The sequence below is a fragment of the Mesorhizobium sp. B2-6-2 genome, assembly GCF_006440615.1.
In the GTDB taxonomy this organism is placed as follows: Bacteria; Pseudomonadota; Alphaproteobacteria; order Rhizobiales; family Rhizobiaceae; genus Mesorhizobium.
The window spans coordinates 154,610-172,359 of the sequence record NZ_VFUG01000007.1 but is presented as its reverse complement, the minus strand read 5'-3'; the positions used below and the strand labels follow the sequence as shown (position 1 = coordinate 172,359).

Below are 17,750 nucleotides of genomic sequence, written 5' to 3'. Positions count from 1 at the left end.
AAAATGAGAGGTGCCTGACATGACAAGTCTTGCTGAGAGGACGCGGGTCGCGGAAGGAGCCGAAACGCTGTGGCGAATGATTGGATCGTTCGGCGGTGTCGGCGAATGGCATCCGATGCTGGCCAAGGTCACAAGCGAGGGCGAACAAAAAGGCAGCCTCCGTATCGCCGAAACCCGTGACGGCAGCCGACAGACGGAGCGGTTGCTTGAAAAGCAGCCGGGCCGCCACGCCTATCGGTACCGGATGGAAAAGACCGCGATGCCGGTTCGCGACTACGTTTCCGAACTCAGGGTCGAAGATAACGGCGATGAAACAAGCACCGTCGTCTGGTCGGCGGACTTCGAACCCACAGCAGACAAGGAAAAGACGGTCGAAGCGATCAGAGGCTTTCTCCGGGCCGGGCTGGACAACATCGGCACACGGTGCACCGCCGGCATGTCCAACCAACCGCCCACGGTGGTTGACGTGGTCGCCGACGGACTGGTCCGGCATGGCGTCGAATTCATCCTGGGACAGAGCGTGCCGACAGCATTGGTGCTCGCCTGCGAGGACCGCGGCATTCGCAATATCACCTACCGCGAGGAGAACATGGGTGGGGCGATCGCGGACGGCTTCGCGCGCGCCTCCGGCCGCGTGCCTGTTTTGATCTGCCAGAACGGCCCCGCTGCCGCGCTTGCGGTCGCACCTTTCGCCGAAGCCATGAAAGCCGGCACACCGATCGTCGCGATCATGCAGGAGGTGGACCGCTCCCACATTGGAAAGAACGCCTTTCAGGAATACGACCATAAGGCCTTGTTCGCTCCGGTGACAAAGTGGCTTCACGTCGTCGACAGCGCTGACGGCATCGACGATCATCTCGACCGGGCCTTCGTCGCCGCTGCCAGTGGCAAGCCCGGCCCGGCCGTGCTGATGTTGCCGGTCGATCTGCACAAAGCGCGCGCCGGCAAGGTCGGCCGCCGTGAGACACGGCTCGGTAACTGGCCGATCGACCGGCCACGCCCGGACGATGGCGTCATCGTCGAGGCGGCGAAACTCATCAACGACGCCCGCTTGCCGATCGTCATCGCCGGCGGCGGCGTGCACAGTTCGGGAGCAGGCGAAGCGCTACTTCGTTTTGCGGAGAAAGCTACCGCGCCCGTCGCCACGACGAGCATGGGCAAGGGGGCGATCCCCGAGACACATCCACTGGCCATGGGCGTAATCGGCAATCTTACAGGGCCAGGTGGGCTCGGGCGCCAGACCAAGCCGCTCGTAAAAGAGGCTGATCTGGTGCTGCTGATCGGCAACCGCACCAACGAGGACGGCACGGACGGCTGGTCGCTGATTGCGGACGATGCGCGCGTGCTTCACATTGATATCGACCCGCAGGAGATCGGCCGGAACTATGAGGCGGTGCGCCTGCTCGGCGATGCACGTGCGACGCTCGACGCGCTCACAGATGCGCTCGGCAGCCATGCACGGGATCGCGGTGCGATCGAACGCCGTATCGCGTCTGCTTGGGAAGCGTTTGAGGATGAACGCGCGCCGTTCTTGGCAGACGCCGAACCGATCCGCGCCGAACGCGTCCTTGCTTCTATCCAGAAGCGCCTCGGGCCGGAGACCGTGATCGCGGCGGATGCCAGCTATTCGTCGAGCTGGGTGGCGGGTCAGCTTCGCACGCGTCATGCAACAACGCGTGTGATCTCGCCGCGCGGGCTTGCAGGCCTCGGCTGGGGTCTGCCGCTCGCCCTCGGCGCCAAGCTGGCGCGACCCAATGCAGACGTTATCGTCGTGGTTGGCGATGGCGGTTTTGCGCATGGTTGGGCGGAAATGGAAACCGCTGTGCGGATCGGCATCAAGGTGACAGTGGTCGTGCTTAACAACGGTGTCCTCGGGTATCAAAAGGACGCCGAGATGGCCAAGTTCGGCCGCTACACCGCGGCAGGACACCTCGGCCATGTGGACCACGCCTCAATCGCGCATGCCTGCGGCGGCTATGGGGAGCGCGTGGAGCATGCGCGCGACCTCGACGCCGCGTTCGATCGCGCGGCCGGGTCCGACAAACTGGCCTTGCTCGACGTGCTGACCGATCCGGGAGGTCATCCGCCCATTGCGCTTTATGACGGCACGCTCGATCGGTTGGAGAACGGACACGTGATCCAGAATCCAGTGCCGTAGAGAACGCCGTCACAGCCAAGATGGGCGGCCCGTGTTGAACGAATTTGGTTCGCGCTCATGACGAAATACATCGAAACGCCATATCTCAATCTCGCTTATGAAGAGGCGGGCAATCCGCAAGGAAATCCGATCGTTTTAGTCCATGGCTGGCCGGACGACGTACGCTGCTGGGGCAAGATCACGCCTGAGCTTGCCAAACTTGGGCATCGTATTCTTGCCCCTTACTTGCGCGGCACCACCCCTACGACTTTTCGCTTGGAGGAGACGCTGAGAAGCGGAGCTATTTCGGCGCTGGGTCAGGACTTGGCGGATTTGATTGACGGTCTCGATCTCCGCGATATTCTCGTGGTGGGCTATGATTGGGGCGCCCGAGCCGGCTACGTCGTCGGCGCGCTGTTTTCCGAGCGGGTGCGGGGACTCCTTGCGATGTCCGCTGGCTATGCCACATCAAAGCCCGTCCGCGACATGTCCTACGACCTGGCGAAGGCCTATTGGTACGAATGGCTGGTGGCCACCAAGCAAGGCCGCGAGGCGATGGACAAGGACAGGCGTCGTCTCTGCCGCCATCTTTGGCGGACCTGGTCGCCCGCCTGGAGGTTCGATGAAGCAGAGTTCGAGGCTACGGCCGCCTCCTGGGAGAACGGCGACTGGGCTCCGATCAGCATTCATGCCTACCTGCAGCGCTGGGGAGAAGCCGCGGGCGCGCCGGAGCATGAGGAGCTCGAAAAGCGGCTGCTCGAAAATCCGCCTATTCGAGTGCCCACCGTGATGCTGCAAGGCGCCGATGACGCCGACAACTTTCCGGAGACGTCCGAGGGCAAAGAGCGGTTCTTTGTCAGCTCTTACGAAAGACGTGTGCTGCCGGGCGTAGGGCATTTCATCCCGCGGGAGGCACCGGATGAGGTGCTGACTGCCATTCGACAACTGTTGTCGGACACGGCGGCAAGCGATGTCAGACGAAGCTGAGGTGACGGCATTAGGCTCCGAGTCGACTGGTCGGCTGACGGGTTTGGAGAAGGGTCTGCCCGGCCTCGGTCACGACAGGGTCGACCTTGCATCCATCGCAGGCGCCGGCTGGAATCTCCTGCGCGGCGATCTTCCGCTGCCCGCATGCACCCTCGGCCGGAAAGCGCTGGAGCACAACAGCAAGCGGATGCTCCGCTTTCTCGAAGCCTTTGCGCCCAACATCGTTCTTTGCCCTCACGGCAAGACGACGATGAGCCCACAACTGTTCCAGAGGCAGCTTGCCGACGGCTGCTGGGGAATCAGTCTTGCAACTTTTCATCAGCTCCGCGCAGCGCGGCGCCTTGGCTTCGACCGCATCTTCTATGCGAACGAACTCGTCGGACTTCAGGAGATCGCCTTTGTTCTCCAGGAACTGGGCGCCGATCCTGCATTCGATTTCTATTGTCTCGTCGACTCAATCGATGGCGTCGAACGGCTGCGCAGGAGCGCGGAGCAATCCTCGCCAGGTCGCCCGGTGCAGGTCCTTGTGGAAGGAGGATTTCCCGGCGGCCGCTGCGGGGTTCGAACAGTTGACTCAGCCTTAGATGTCGCGCGTGCGGTCCATGCGAGTTTCCCTCACCTTTGTCTTGTGGGGCTGGAGGGATACGAGGGTGTGCTGCAAACGAAGCCAAAGGACGAACGGCAAACCGCCGTACCCTCATTCCTTGACATTCTCCTCGAGATGATCCGGGCCTGTGACGCGGAGGGTCTCTTCAATGCCCGCGATCGGATCATGCTCAGCGCCGGTGGCAGTTCCTTTTACGATCTGGTCGCCGATATACCGCGCTATTTACAACTCAGCAGGCAGGTACAGATCGTAATCCGGAGCGGATGCTATCTGACACATGATTCCGGACTGTATGCGCGGTTATTTGAGGATCTGAAACAGCGTAACGATATAGCCCAGGCGACCCACCTTTCTTTCGAACCAGCATTGGAGATTTGGTGCCACGTCCTTTCGACCCCTGAACCGGATCGAATTGTCTTGGGTGCGGGGCAACGGGACTTCGGTCATGACGCAGGACCACCGGTGATGTTGAAAACGGCACAACGAGGGGTTTGCACCCGGCTTCTCGCCGCAGGCTCCTACGAGATTGCGATCATCAACGATCAGCATACAACCATTAAGCTGCCAGTCGGGCACGGGCTGGGGATCGGCGACATGGTTGCATTGAGCCCGTCACATCCGTGCACGACCTTCGACAAATGGCGCCTGATCTACGAGATCGATGACAGCTATAATGTCGTAGGAGCGATCGAGACGTTCTTTTGAGAATGCGCTGCGTGCATTCGTTGCCGCACGGGGTCCTCCTTGGTGCCGGGCACGAGCAGCAGGGCTTTGTGGTCAGCCAAGATGCTCAGGCCGCCAGCACCGCCTCGCGTCGGGGACCCAGATACAGTAGCTCGGCGATCCGTCGACGAACAAGTACACCACCTCGAACTCGGCAAGATCGGGCTGGTAACCGCCTCCTATTCCGCCCACAACCGCTCCGTGGTCTCGCTCACCGCCGTACGGGTGAGCAGCGACCGGGCGCCCATTAGTTCCGTCCTGCCCAAGTGCTTTGATACAGTGAAATCGGCTCACTCAATGGTCCATCTGATTAGCCACTGTCATTAATCGATAAGGAGCATACCGTTGACAGTCTCAGCGCATATGGTTGATTTTACGCACATATTTCAACAGCTATCAAGACGATAGGCTCGGCCTCTCAGATTCCTCCTGGATTATCTACAGGGATTAATCAAGAGCTTGAAGCCTGTCGGGAGCACCCGCAAGCTGATGAGCCAGAGCTCGGCACAATTTCACCGCTTGGTTGATCGTGGAGGTCTTCGCTTCGAGATTTCCATTGATGGCCGGCCTGTCGAGGTCCAAGCAGGCGATCTCGCGATCACCGCCATCCTGCTCCACCAGCCCGCAGTGCGTCGGTTTGAATTCGGCGACGGTGTCCGGGCGGGATTCTGCCTTATGGGTGCTTGTCAGGACTGCTGGGTGAAACTCGGGGATGGGCGGCGGGTGCGCGCATGCGACACCGCGGTCGAGCCTGGCATGCGGATTGAAACCGGACTGTTCCACGCCAGCAGAGAGCATCGAAATTGACTGCCAGCATCGTCATAGTTGGCGCCGGCCCTGCCGGCGTTAGAGCAGCCGAGGTGCTCGCACAGGCTGGCCTTCGCCCAATCGTTTTGGATGAAGCCAAGCGCCCCGGTGGCCAAATCTATCGTCAGCCGCCGGCAGGCGCCGAGCGCGATGCCGCCAAGCTCTATGGAAGCGAGGCGGGCAAAGCCAGGGCGATACATGCCGCGCTTGCCCAGTTCGGGGACCGAATCGATTATCGACCTAACACGCTGGTTTGGAACTGCTTCGACCAGAAACTCAATACGCTCAGCAATGGCGCGCAGGGGATTGCCCCCTACAATCGCCTCATTCTGGCAACCGGTGCCTTCGATCGCATCATCCCCTTTCCCGGCTGGACCCTGCCTGGCGTTTACACCTTGGGCGGGGCCCAGATCGCGTTGAAGGCGCAAGGCGTCGCGGTAGGCAAGCGCGTAGCGCTAGTCGGCGGCGGCCCACTGCTGCCGCTGGTCGCCAGCCAGTATCTGGAAGCCGGCGGCGAGGTCGCGGCCGTGATCGATGTCACACCCTTTTCGGCGAAGGTCAAAGCGTTGCCCGCGATGATGGCGCTGCCCTCTTATGTGAAACGCGGCATGGCCTATCTGCGAACGATCCGCAGGCATGGGGTAAAGCCAATCTATGGCGCCAAGGCACTCGAAGTGATCGGCGATACACATGTCGAGGGGCTGAAATGGCGCGACGGCAGCGGCCGCTGGCACCAGGTTGCTTGCGATGCGGTGGCTGCGTCCTTCGGATTGAAGCCGGAGATGCAACTAGTCGAACTCGCTGGCTGCGACCTCCGCTTCGACGAGCCGACACGACAATGGTTGCCGTCAGTCCGGGACGGCGGGCGAAGCAGCAATTCCAATGTCTATTTAGCCGGTGACTGCGCGGCCATCGGCGGAGCCGATGTGGCGGAGTTGACAGGGCAGCGCGCGGCTTACTCGGTCTTGCAGGATTTGGGCATCGCCTCGCCGGCTGCGGAACGCTTGTCAGCAATCCAGGCGGAACTCGATTGCCATGCCCGCTTCCGCAGCGCCATCGATGCTGCCTATCCGTTCCCCGTCCATCTCGTCGGGCAGATGCAGGACTCGCTGATGGTTTGCCGTTGCGAAGGTGTCACCGTCGGCGAACTGCGTGCGAACATCGTCAAGACGGCCGCCCCCGAGGTCAATCGGCTGAAGGCGTTCACGCGCGTAGGCATGGGACGCTGCCAGGGGCGGGTCTGCGGCGCGATGGCCGCTGAGATACTCGCCGAGAAGAGCGGGCGGCCGCTAGCGGAGGTTGGCCGCCTGCGGGGCCAGCATCCGGTCAAGCCAATTCCGATGGTTGTTTGAGGAGGCGGCGATGGAAAAGCTGACGGTTGACGTTGCGATCATCGGAGGCGGCATCGTCGGTTCCGCAACGGCCTTGGCACTGCGCAAGTCTGGCATGAGTGTCGTGTTGCTCGATAAAGGCATGTGCGGCGCGCAGGCCAGCGGAGTGAATGCGGGCGGCGTGCGACAGCAGGCGCGTGACGAAAGCGAGCTTCCCATGACACGGCGTGCGGCCAAGATCTGGCCTCGGCTGCATGAGGTTCTCGGCGAAGACATCGAGTTTAGGCAAGTCGGCCATTTGCGGCTGGCGCGCTCGGAACAGGATGTGCAGATGCTGGAAGACTACGCGAGGATGGCGCACGACTACGGCCTCTACCTTCAACTTAACTCGGGCAAGATCACCCAAGAGATGTTTCCCTGGGTGAGCCGCAAGATCGCGGGCTCCTCGCTCGCGGTCGAAGATGGCCACGCGAACCCACGCCTCGTCACCCCGGCCTACAGCCGTGCGGCGCGCGCGCATGGCGTCGACATACGTGAATTTACGCGTGTCGAGCATAGCGCCTGGACCGGCAGCCACTTCGAAACCTCGGCGCCCGAACTTATGGTGAAGTCGAAATATCTGGTCAACGCCGCAGGCGCCTGGGCCGGAAAATTCATCGAGCTGTTCAATGAAAGCGCGCCGTTGACGCTGCGCACGCCGAACCTCTTCGTCACCGAACCCGTTTCCTACTTCATGACCAAGTCGATCGCCGTTTGTGGCGGCGCGGTCTACTTTCGCCAGGTGGAACGCGGCAACGTCGTGCTCGGCGGCGGTCCGGGCTGGGGCGATCTTTCGATCGAGCGCGCCCGCAACCGCGCCGACACCACGCTTGGTCAATTCCAACGCGCCATCGAGCTGGTGCCCGAGCTTTCGGGCCTGCAGATAATCCGCTCCTGGAGCGGGCTAGAAGGCGATCTGCCGGACAAGCTGCCGATCATCGGACCCAGCCAGACCACGCCCAACCTCATCCATGCCTTCGGCCTGTGCGGCCACGGCTTTCAGCTCGGACCGGCGATCGGGGAAATCCTGTGCGAAGTCATCCGCGACGGCCGCTCCGAGACGCCGATCGATGCCTTCTGCATCTCGCGCTTCGACAAGGTCGAGGAAAAGAAGCTGGCAAACGCCCGCTAACGCCAGCGCGACCGGCACGGTGTGCCGCGCGCAAATTACAAAGGAACGGTGCAATGAATATAACCACGGCGCCAAACCGTGATGAGAACGCGCGCGCCTGCATCGCGACCGAGACCATCTACCGAATGGCTCCGGGCGAGATCGACAGTCCGCTCGTCTTCGACGTTTCCCGAAGCGGTACGACCTATCCGCCCGAATTCATGCCCCCGGCTTCATTCAAAAGCCTGCACACCAAAATCTCGCCCTATGTCGAGCGTGTTGTGCTGCCCTGCATCGCGGAAGGCGCGACCGTGCTTATGGCGCAGTTTCCGCCGACCTATGTCGATCCCAACCGGCCTGAAGACGACATCGATCCGGACCAGATCGACGGCGCTTGGCCATCGCCGGTGAAGCCATTGCCGGCGTCGATAAAGTCGGGGTCAGGACTCATCCATTCACTTGGGGTCAGTTACAAGCCCCTCTACGAAGAAAAGCTGGCTGTCGCGGATGTCAAGCGGAGGATAGATGATTACTATCTCCCCTATCACAGCAAGCTTGGCGAACTGCTCGCGGAGAAGCGCGCTAAGTTCGGCCACGCATTCCAACTGAGCTGTCATTCGATGTCGTCCATCGGACCGCAGGACGGCATCAAGCGTCCCGACATCTGCCTTGGCGATCTCGACGGGACAACGGCCATGCCGGCCTATGTCGAGCTCGTTGCTTCCGTTTTCCGCGATCGCGGATTTGAGGTTGCTTTCAATAAACCATTCCGTGGCAACGAATTGCTGCGCCGTCACGCTTGCCCGAAGACGGGCATCTACAGCCTCCAGGTGGAGATGCGGCGAGACCTCTATCTCAACGAACACACACGTGAACTGCATGGAGGATTGAAGGTTCTGCAAGACTGCTTCGTCGAGATCGCCCGACGTGTCCGGATGATCACGTAACATCCGGCCGAGGCGCCGCAACTCCAAACAAACATCAAATAAGGGGGAATTTAATGACTATCAGAAGTTTGCTGCTTGGCTCTGTGGCCGGGTTGATCGGAATGTCTGGCGCCTATGCTGCGGACGGCCCAGTTGCCGGACCGGAACCAGCCGAATATGTCCGGGTCTGCGACGTCTATGGCGCCGGCTATTTTTACATCCCAGGCACCGAAACCTGTTTTCGTCTCGGCGGCTATATCCGTTTCGACGCCAGCGTCGGAGATGGCGGCCGTGTCTTCGATGGTCGCACGGCAACGGACGCGCAGTACGGCGATCCGCAGCACGCCTTGAAGGTCAATACGCGTTTCACATTCAGGACCTGGACCGGACAGGAAACCGAACTGGGCACGCTCAAGACTTTCACCGAAACGCGGTTCAACTATCCGAACGGCGGCCCAACCAATCTCACGCTGAACTTCGCCTGGATCCAACTCGGCGGACTGCGCGTCGGCAAGGACGAGTCGACCTATGATTCCTTCGTCGGCTATGCCGGCAATGTCATCCAGGACACAATCATCCCGTACGGCATCAAGGACACGAATCTGATCAGCTACTATTTCGACGCCGGCGGCGGGTTCTCGGGCGTGGTTTCCCTCGAAGAGGGATCGGGAACCGACACGATCGACAGCTACGTCCCGCATGTCGTGCTCGGCGCGAAGTACAAGGGCGACTGGGGCGCGATCACCGGCGTCGGCGCCTATAACAGCAACTGGGAGGAATGGGCCGGCAAGCTGCGGCTTGACATCAAACCTGTCAAGAACCTGACGCTATTCGTGATGGCTGGCTACGGCACCGACGACAATGTCGACGCCAATTTCTACAAGCCATGGTCCGGCAAATGGGCGCTGTGGGGCGGCGGCTCCTATGCCGTCACGGACAAGACGTCCTTCAATGCCCAGATTACCTACACCGACGCCAGGGATTTCTCCGTGGCGGCCAATTTGGCTTACACCATCATCCCCGGCTACACGATCACGGCGGAAGTCGATTACTTCGATAATTTCGACATTGATGACAGCGACGCGGTCGGCGGCATACTTCGTTTCCAGCGCACATTCTGATCTCACTGGAAGCACGCTCTCCTCACGCTCAGGCGCGGGGCTTTTTTCGTTCAGTATTTGCCTGTCGGCCAGGCATCGTCGACCGGCTTCCAGACACGGCTGGCCAGCCTGAGGAAATTTCCGCCGAGAATTCCAACGATCGACTCGTCCGAATAACCGCGAGCCAGAAGCACATCCGGCAGATGGCGAAGCTCGCCCTGGTCGAAATAGTTCCAGGGCGGCGGCGGAACGTCGGCGGGATACGCGTCCCTGCGCTCGGCGTAGAGTCTGTAGAACACCTCCGGGTAGTAAACTGCGTCGAGACCCAGCGCGACATTGCTGTCGCCGACAAGACCGGCGATGTGGTCAATATGATCGGCGAGTCCCTCGACCGTGGATTCCTGGCTGGCGGTCAAAAACTTGCCGGCGCCGCATACACCGATCAGCCCGCCCTTTTCGGCGCAGGCGACAATCTGGTCGTCCTTGATGTTGCGAAAGGAGGGCAGCACGGCATCGGCGTTCGAATGCGAGAACATGACGGGCGCCGAAGAGCGGTCGATGATCTGCATCGAGGAATGGTAGCTCAGATGCGAGCAATCGAGGATCATGCCGACGCGGTTCAATTCATCGACGGCGCGCATGCCCAGCCGACTAAGCCCGCCGTCATTGACCTCGAAACAACCATCGCAGAAGCGGTTGCGCTGATTGTAGGCAAGGATCATGTGGCGAACGCCGAGCGCATAGAAAACCGGGATCAGTTCGACATCGTTGGCCAGCGGCCCCGCGCCTTGGAAATGGAAGCCGACGGCAAGACGGCCGGATCGTCTGGCATCGGCAATATCCTCTACTGTTTCGACGAAGACGAGATTGCCCGAAGCCGCGGTGCGGGCGCGTTCGGCAGCGATCAGACGCAGTGTGTCATGCGTCGTGGAAAAGTCGGTGCCCATGGTCAACGAGATGAAATTTATGCCGGCTTCGGCAACGTCATTCAGAGCCTTGGCTCTGCCATCAGGCGGGCCTGAACTCCATGGCAAGGTGAGATCGCAGACGATGGCCGACCGATAAATCGCCTCGGCCTTTTCACTGATTGTCTTTTCTGTCATTCGCAATCGAGATTGCCTATCCTTCGGTCGCTTGCCAAGCCTCGGCACGCGAAGATATATTACGAATAATGATGAATAATCCCATCGATATCAAGCAGCTACGCGTCTTCGAAGCGGTAGCGAGTGATCTTCATTTCGCGCGTGCGGGCGAACGTCTCGGTGTGTCGCAATCCTCGATAAGCCAGCAGATCAAAGCGCTCGAAGATCGCGTTGGTGTGAAGCTTCTCAACCGCACGACGCGCGCCGTGAAGCTTACGCCAGCCGGAGAAGCCTTCCTCGCCCAGATTCAGCAGGGCTTGGCCACGCTGGACGCCGCGCCGCGCATCGCTTCGCTCACCGCGCGCGGCGCGGCCGGAGAGCTGCGGATGGGTTTCATCACCTCCGCCATCGTCGACAGCTTACCGGAAGCCATCCACAGTTTTCGCGAGAAATACCCCGCTGTCACGCTGCAATTGCGCCATCTCAATTCGCGCGAGCAGATCGACGCCATCATGAGCCAGAAGCTGGACATCGGTTTCATACGGACCCCGATAAGGGAGCCTTCGCTTTACACTCAGTTGCTCGTGCGCGAAGGCTTCGTGGCGGTCATCAACGTCATGAATTCGCTTGCGACCAAGCCCGATTTCCGGCTCGCCGATCTCGCAGACCAGCCTCTGGTACAGCACAATCATCATCCAGAGATTCCCTATCAATCACGCCTTATCGCGCATTGCCAGCAGGTCGGCTTCCGGCCCTATGTCGTGCAGGAAACGCCGGACACAACGGGTATAGTCGGACTTGTGGCCGCCGGCGTCGGCATCGCCATTCTTCCCGCCTCGGTTACCAATTTTGCGCGTCATCCCAAGGTGGTGTTCCGGCCTCTGCATGAATTGCCGAAACTGGCCGAGATCGCGGCGGTATGCCGCCAGGAAGAAACCTCGGCGCGTGTCAAGAATTTCCTGAAAGTAATGAACGAATTCCAGGCGATACACGCGGAAGCGTGAACACAAAAAGCCGGCCCGTCTCTGGGCCGGCCTCCTTGCAGGACCTATGTTGCCGATCAATCCGGCAGGTTGAACTCACGGCGATGGAAATGATCGCCATGTGCCCACAAGAGCCGCACGCGCGTGGTCTTGTGGGTCGGTCCTGAGGCGACAAGCATCGACGGCTTCGGACCGGCGGCGACCTCGAGATTGGCGACGGTGCCGTCGCCCTTTAATGCCTCGACAAGGATGATCGACGGGTTTGGCGCATCCACTTCGTCCTTTTCCTCGTAGAAGGTCAGGTCCCAGGGCTTGTCCGGATTGACCGCAAGCTCGATGAAGGAATCGTGACCCATATCCATGATCGGGCCGCCATTGGGGCCGATCGGCGCCGTCGGCGTCTCGGTGTTCGTAAGGAGCGCGTATTGCGTCTTCCAGGCGCCGCCCTTGTCGACGGAAATGCGGGCATAGTTAGCCAGTTCGGTCTTGCCCGTCGCCGTCAGGGTGTTGGCGTCCGGGCCCTTTGCGACGGTCAGCACACGAACGATGAAGTCGCTGCCGATCGACTCCGCCTTGACCTGCTCGGGCTCCGGCGCGACTAGCCTCTTGCCGGATCCATCCAGGAACGAGAGTTGCCAAACGCCGTCAGCCTGGCGGGCGATTTCGACGGTGCAATCGCCGTCGATCTTGATGCGGTCTTTGCCGACCAGGGCTTCACTTGTCATGCCATTCTCCTTTGCTCTGCACTGACAACCGGGACGCGTTAGACCGCCACCCGGGGAACCATATCCATGCCGGAGTCGTGGCGGATCGCGCCGAGACCCGGAATGGTCTTAAGAAGCTTCTGGGTGTAGTCGCTGCATGGGCAGGCGAAGACGTTCTCAGTCGCACCCTCCTCCACCACAGCGCCGTTTTTGAGGACGATAATCCGATCGCTGACCTGGCCGGCGACGCGAAGGTCGTGGGTGATGAACAGCATCGTCAGACCGAACCTGTCGCGAAGCTCGCTCAAGAGCTCTAGCACCTGCGCCTGGACCGTGACGTCGAGCGCCGAGACGGCCTCGTCGGCAATTAGCAGATCCGGCTTGACCGCAAGCGCGCGGGCAATGCCGATGCGTTGACGCTGGCCGCCGGAAAACTCGTGCGGATAACGGTCGAACACATTCCGGCCCAGCCCGACGAGGGAGAGCAGCTCCGCCGCCTCGGCCTGCGCTTGGGCCTTGGGCGCGCCATGGGCGATCGGACCCGCTGCAACGCTTTCGATGATCTTCTGCCGCGGATCTAGCGAGCCGTACGGATCCTGGAACACGATCTGGATGCGGCGACGCGCATTCTTCAGAGCATCGCCCTTGAGCGTGAGCAGGTCGACGCCGTCCAGCTTGATCGATCCGCCATTGAGCGGCGTCAGCTTGGTCAGGCATTTGGCAATGGTCGATTTTCCGGACCCGGATTCACCGACAAGCGACACCACCTCGCCCTTGCAGACGTCGAAGGACACGTCGTCCAAAGCCACCAGTTGGCGCCGTTTCAGAAGTCCTTCGGCAACCGAATAGCGCTTGTATACGCCGCGGACCTGGATCAGAGGTTCGGCCCGTTGCATGGCGCAGGGACGGCAGGCGCCGAGACGCGGCACGGCATCGAGCAGGCTCCTGGTGTAGCTTTGGCGCGGCCGATGCAGCACCTCCTCCTTCGCCCCGAACTCGACCAGATTACCGTGCTGCATCACCGCGACATCGTCAGCGATTTCCGCGACGATCCCGAAATCGTGGGTTACGAACAACAGCGCCATGCCTGTTTCGCGCTGCAGGTCTGCCAGAAGCTCGAGCACCTGGCGTTGCGTGGTCACGTCGAGTGCCGTAGTCGGCTCGTCCGCAATCAGCAGCTTGGGCTTCAACGCCACCGCCATGGCGATCATCGCGCGCTGCCGCTGCCCGCCCGAGATGCGGAAGCTGTAGGAATTCGCGATGCGACGCGGATCGTGGATACCGACGCGCTCCAACAAAGCATGCACGCGGTCGCGCATTTCCGCCTTGCCGACCAAGAGCCCGTGCGCGCGATAGACTTCGGCGATCTGGCGACCGACGGGCATGATCGGATTGAGCGCCGTCATCGGCTCCTGGAAGATCATACCGATCTCGCGGCCGCGAATGCCTTGCCATTGACGCTCGCTGAGCGACGACAGATCGAGGTCGCCGAGGCGGATCGAGCCAGAGGTCGACTGGCGCAGGAACTTTGGTTGCAGGCCGGCGATGGCCTGACCGGTAACCGATTTGCCGGAGCCGGATTCCCCCACCAGGCAAAGTGTCTTTCCAGCCTCGACGGAAAAGGAAATGCTGTTGACCGCGAATGGCCTGTCGGCGCCGGCAGGCAGGCCTATCTTCAGGTTTTCGACTTGCAGCATTGGCAGCTCACAACATGCTGTGGCGACGACCGCTGAGTGCGCGTCCGATACCGTCTGAAATAAGCGTTAGGGCAAGAACCGTGATGAGCAGGGCTAGCCCCGGAAACACGCTCATCCACCAGGCATTGCGCAGTTGGCTCTGCGACATGCCGATCATCATGCCCCAGGAGATTTTGTTGACGTCACCCAGGCCCAGGAAGCTGATGGTGGATTCGGTCAGAACCGCGCTGGCGACCTTGAGCGAGGCGATTGAAATGATCGGTCCCAGCGCATTGGGCAGCATGTGGCTGAGGACGATCTTGCTGTGGCTTTCGCCCAGCACCTTGGCAGCAAGTACGAATTCACGGCTACGCAGCGAAAGAAACTCCGCCCGCATCAGCCGCGCCACCGGCGGCCAACTCACAAGCGCAATTGCCAGCACGACCGACCACATCGAAGCGCCGAGCACCGCGACCAGGACCAATGCCAGCGCCAGGCCCGGCATGGTCTGGAGGAATTCCGTCAGACGCATCAGAATGTCGTCAATCAGGCCGCCAGCATAACCTGCGGTGCCGCCGACAATGGTGCCGATGCAGATCGCGGCAGCCGCGGAGATCACGCCCACCAACAGCGATACGCGTGCCCCGTATATGACACCGGACAGGACGTCCCGTCCGAGCATGTCGGTACCCAGCCAGTGATGCGGCGATAGGGGCGGCAGATAGGGTGGGGCACCGATCTCCCACGGGCCGAATGGCGAGATGACGGGCGCCGACACGGCGACGAAAGCGAGGGCAAGAAGCAGGCCGGTGCCGATCGTCAATTGCCAGTCGCGCATGCGCAACGGCAGGGCGCAGGCTAGCAATGTGCGGGCATGGTTCATTTTGCCAACTCTATTCTGGGATCGACGATGGCGTAGAGGACGTCGGCGACGAGGTTGAGCAGCACGACCATCGCCGCAGTGGTCAGGAATACGCCCAGCAGCATGTTGTAATCACGCTGCATCAGCGCCTCGTACCCGAGGCGGCCGATTCCCGGCCAGGCGAAGATGGTCTCGACCGCGATCGATCCGCTCACCAGGCTGCCCGCCTGCAGCGAAGCCATCGTCAGAATGGGCAGGATCGCGTTGGGCAGCACGTGCCGGCGTATGATCTCGCTGGAGCCCAGCCCTTTCGAGCGGGCGGTGCGCACGAAGTCGAGATGCATGACATCGATGACCGATGTACGCGCAAGGCGGACATAGACGGCAATGTAAAACAGCGACAACGTCACCGCCGGCAGCGCCAGGTGCCAGAGGAAGACGGCCGGGCCTGGATTGTCGCCATATTCGTAGCCCGTTCCCGAAGCTGGGAACCAGTGCACTCGCAACGAGAAGACGAGGATCAGCATCAGACCGATCCAAAAGACGGGAATCGCATAGAAGGCGAGCGTGACGATCCTGATGACATGATCGAGTTTGGTGTCGGGACGGGTCCCGGCGACGACGCCGAGCCCGACACCGACCAAGAGTGACAGGATGAAGGCAGAGCCTGTCAACGCCAGCGTAGCCGGCAACCGTTCGACGATGAGAGACAGAACGTCGCTCTGAAGTCGGTAGGAATATCCGAGATTGAACGAGAGCGTATTGACCAGGTAGGTCTTGAGCTGGAGCAGCGTTGGCTGATCCAGCCCGTAGACGTGGCGGATCGTGTTGACGAACGCCTCATCGGCCATGCCGCTTTCACCGGCGATAACCGTCGCCGGATCTCCCGGGACCAGGCGGATCAGGATGAAGTTGAGCGAGACGACGCCGACCAGGATGCCCAGCGCCTTGATCAATCTCGCCCCGATGTAGGATATCATCTGCACCGTGGCCTCATTGATCGAGGTAGGCCTGGTCCCAGGCTCCGCGCGGACCGAACCCGTCCGTCACGAGATTGTGCACGCTCTTGTGGTAAATGGTCAGCCGATCGAGATCGAGCAGCCAGATCATCGGCGCATCCGCGACCAGCTCGCGCTGGATGTCGGCGTAGAGTTTGCCGCGCTTTGCCGGATCCATCTCCACTGCCGCTTCGTCGTACCACTTGTCGACGTCGGGGTTCGAGTAGCCGACGACGTTCGAGAACGGGCTGCCCTTTTTGATGTTCGAAGAATGGTAGTAGCTGCGGCTGCCGATGCCCGGGTCGGCGAGCTGGCCGAGGGTGAAGACGGCAGCGTCGAAATTCCAATTGGAGAGCCGGTCATAGCAGGTGCCAAGATCGGTCGTCTGCAGGTCCGTCTCGACCCCAATTCCTTTCCAGGCTTCCCGCACGTATTCGGCCAGGCGATCATAGGGCTCACCGGGAAGAACAAGGAGGCTTACCTTTACCGAATTGCCTTTTTCATCGTGGCGCATGCCGTCAGAGTCAGCCTTCAGCCCCATATCATCAAGTAGCTTCTTGGCCTTGCCTACGTCGAAATCATATTTCGGCACGTCCGGCGTATAGTAGGGAATACTGGCGCCGATCGGTCCCGTGGCGATGCGTCCGAGTCCGCCCCAGATGTGGTCGAGCACGAATTGGCGGTCGACAGCATAAGACAGCGCCTGCCGAAACCGCGCATCGCTCAGCAAGGGTTTGCGCAGGTTGAATTCAACCATTGCCTGGGCGCTGTAGTACTCCCAGCCCTTGGGCGTCATTTCAATGTCGGCATTGGTCTTGAAGCGGGCGATGTCAGTGCTGCTCACCTCGAGTGAGGTTGCAACTTGCACGTCGCCCGTTTCCAGTGCGATGCCTCGCGAAGCCGCATCTGGCATGATCCGGTAGGTGATCGAGTCGAGGTCGGGACGGTCCTTGTTCCAGTAGCTGTCGTTGCGGACCAAGCGGATATAGGAACCCCGCTGCCATTCTTGCAGCTTGAACGGACCGGTGCCGATAGGCTTGGCATTATGCGGATTGGTCGCGTAGTCCGTGCCCTCGTAGATATGCTTGGGCATCATCGGCATTTGCTGGCGCGGAAACACCATCAGGAAATAAGGCACCGGCCGCTTGAGGGTAATGACCACCGTCTGCGCGTCGGGAGCCGTCACTGACTTTACCTGCTCCAGCGCCTGCTTGGCCGCGGCGTTGGTCTTCGGCAGCATTTCCGACAGGCTGAAGACCACGTCGGCGGACGTGAAATCCTCGCCGTCGCTCCATTTCACGCCGGGCTGAAGCTTGAAAGTGTAGGTCGATCCGTCGGGCGAGACTTCCCAGGCCTTGGCCAATGAGGGCATCGGCTTCAGGTCGGACGAATAGTTGAGCAGCCCCTCATAGATTTTGCCCGAAACGAGCTGGGTATCACCCGCGCTCGGAAAAGCCAGAACCAACCCTTTTGGGTCTGCGCGCAAAACCGAAATAAGATTGCCGCCTTTGTTTTGCGCGAAGGCTGGCCACGAAAATAGCGCACAGACGGTAAGAACGGCAACGAGCCCCTTCGTTGTTGACGGAACGCGTTTCATCGGATTCTCCATTTTATTCCCCTTATTGTTTTTGTTGCCTGTAGCGCCGAGTCTTCGCTCGGTTCGCAGGTCGCGCCCTC

15 protein-coding genes are annotated in these 17,750 nt (G+C 60.9%); 9 read left to right on the top strand and 6 right to left on the bottom strand.

The genetic code is table 11. The features are described 5' to 3' along the window. Positions 1 to 19 precede the first annotated feature (19 nt). The 8 genes from FJ419_RS16735 (at position 20) to FJ419_RS16700 (ending at position 9,789) form a co-directional block, all read left to right on the top strand. Entirely contained in the window at positions 20 to 2,158 is a 2,139-nt protein-coding gene (locus FJ419_RS16735; protein WP_140695367.1) for an acetolactate synthase catalytic subunit, read from the top strand. A gap of 57 nt (positions 2,159 to 2,215) precedes the next feature. Then, positions 2,216 to 3,124, top strand: coding sequence for an alpha/beta hydrolase (locus tag FJ419_RS16730; RefSeq protein ID WP_140695354.1), 909 nt, complete (start codon positions 2,216 to 2,218; stop codon positions 3,122 to 3,124). Beyond that, positions 3,108 to 4,436, top strand: coding sequence for an amino acid deaminase (locus tag FJ419_RS16725; protein WP_140695351.1), 1,329 nt, complete (start codon positions 3,108 to 3,110; stop codon positions 4,434 to 4,436). The genes FJ419_RS16730 and FJ419_RS16725 overlap by 17 nt, the downstream gene beginning before the upstream one ends. A 507-nt stretch (positions 4,437 to 4,943) precedes the next feature. Further along, positions 4,944 to 5,261, top strand: a complete 318-nt coding sequence (locus FJ419_RS16720; RefSeq protein WP_140695348.1) for a (2Fe-2S)-binding protein — start codon at positions 4,944 to 4,946, stop codon at positions 5,259 to 5,261. Then, positions 5,258 to 6,613 (top strand): FAD/NAD(P)-binding oxidoreductase, encoded by a 1,356-nt coding sequence (locus FJ419_RS16715; RefSeq protein ID WP_140695345.1) that lies wholly within the window; start codon positions 5,258 to 5,260, stop codon positions 6,611 to 6,613. Before FJ419_RS16720 ends, FJ419_RS16715 begins: the two co-directional genes overlap by 4 nt. A gap of 10 nt (positions 6,614 to 6,623) precedes the next feature. Next, positions 6,624 to 7,763 (top strand): FAD-dependent oxidoreductase, encoded by a 1,140-nt coding sequence (locus FJ419_RS16710; RefSeq protein ID WP_140695342.1) that lies wholly within the window; start codon positions 6,624 to 6,626, stop codon positions 7,761 to 7,763. A gap of 53 nt (positions 7,764 to 7,816) precedes the next feature. Beyond that, a complete protein-coding gene (locus FJ419_RS16705) occupies positions 7,817 to 8,689 on the top strand; it encodes an N-formylglutamate amidohydrolase (protein ID WP_140695339.1) in 873 nt (290 codons plus the stop codon). 53 nt (positions 8,690 to 8,742) lie between these two features. Continuing rightward, on the top strand, positions 8,743 to 9,789 hold the full coding sequence (locus tag FJ419_RS16700; RefSeq protein WP_140695336.1) for a porin: 1,047 nt from the start codon (positions 8,743 to 8,745) through the stop codon (positions 9,787 to 9,789). A gap of 50 nt (positions 9,790 to 9,839) precedes the next feature. Here the strand turns inward: FJ419_RS16700 and FJ419_RS16695 are convergent, their stop codons facing one another. Next, on the bottom strand, positions 9,840 to 10,871 hold the full coding sequence (locus FJ419_RS16695) for a membrane dipeptidase (protein WP_140695333.1): 1,032 nt from the start codon (positions 10,869 to 10,871) through the stop codon (positions 9,840 to 9,842). On the opposite strand from FJ419_RS16695, the gene FJ419_RS16690 reads away from it, so the two are divergent. Continuing rightward, complete coding sequence (locus FJ419_RS16690; RefSeq protein WP_140695329.1) at positions 10,856 to 11,854, top strand: LysR family transcriptional regulator; 999 nt, start codon at positions 10,856 to 10,858, stop codon at positions 11,852 to 11,854. The genes FJ419_RS16695 and FJ419_RS16690 overlap by 16 nt on opposite strands. A gap of 56 nt (positions 11,855 to 11,910) precedes the next feature. Here the strand turns inward: FJ419_RS16690 and FJ419_RS16685 are convergent, their stop codons facing one another. The 5 genes from FJ419_RS16685 to FJ419_RS16665 are packed head-to-tail and all read right to left on the bottom strand — an operon-like array spanning position 11,911 to position 17,670. Next, positions 11,911 to 12,558 carry a hypothetical protein gene (locus tag FJ419_RS16685; RefSeq protein ID WP_140695325.1) on the bottom strand — a complete coding sequence of 216 codons (648 nt, stop codon included), beginning with the start codon at positions 12,556 to 12,558 and terminating at the stop codon, positions 11,911 to 11,913. Positions 12,559 to 12,596: 38 nt separating this feature from the next. Continuing rightward, positions 12,597 to 14,234 (bottom strand): ABC transporter ATP-binding protein, encoded by a 1,638-nt coding sequence (locus FJ419_RS16680; RefSeq protein ID WP_140695320.1) that lies wholly within the window; start codon positions 14,232 to 14,234, stop codon positions 12,597 to 12,599. Between the two features lie 7 nt (positions 14,235 to 14,241). Further along, positions 14,242 to 15,051 carry an ABC transporter permease gene (locus FJ419_RS16675; RefSeq protein ID WP_140695767.1) on the bottom strand — a complete coding sequence of 270 codons (810 nt, stop codon included), beginning with the start codon at positions 15,049 to 15,051 and terminating at the stop codon, positions 14,242 to 14,244. A 41-nt stretch (positions 15,052 to 15,092) separates the two neighbouring features. Then, positions 15,093 to 16,055: an ABC transporter permease gene (locus FJ419_RS16670; RefSeq protein ID WP_181170722.1), complete on the bottom strand. Its 963-nt coding sequence runs from the start codon at positions 16,053 to 16,055 to the stop codon at positions 15,093 to 15,095. Positions 16,056 to 16,068: 13 nt separating this feature from the next. Next, positions 16,069 to 17,670 (bottom strand): ABC transporter substrate-binding protein, encoded by a 1,602-nt coding sequence (locus FJ419_RS16665; protein WP_181170721.1) that lies wholly within the window; start codon positions 17,668 to 17,670, stop codon positions 16,069 to 16,071. Between the last annotated feature and the right edge of the window lie 80 nt (positions 17,671 to 17,750).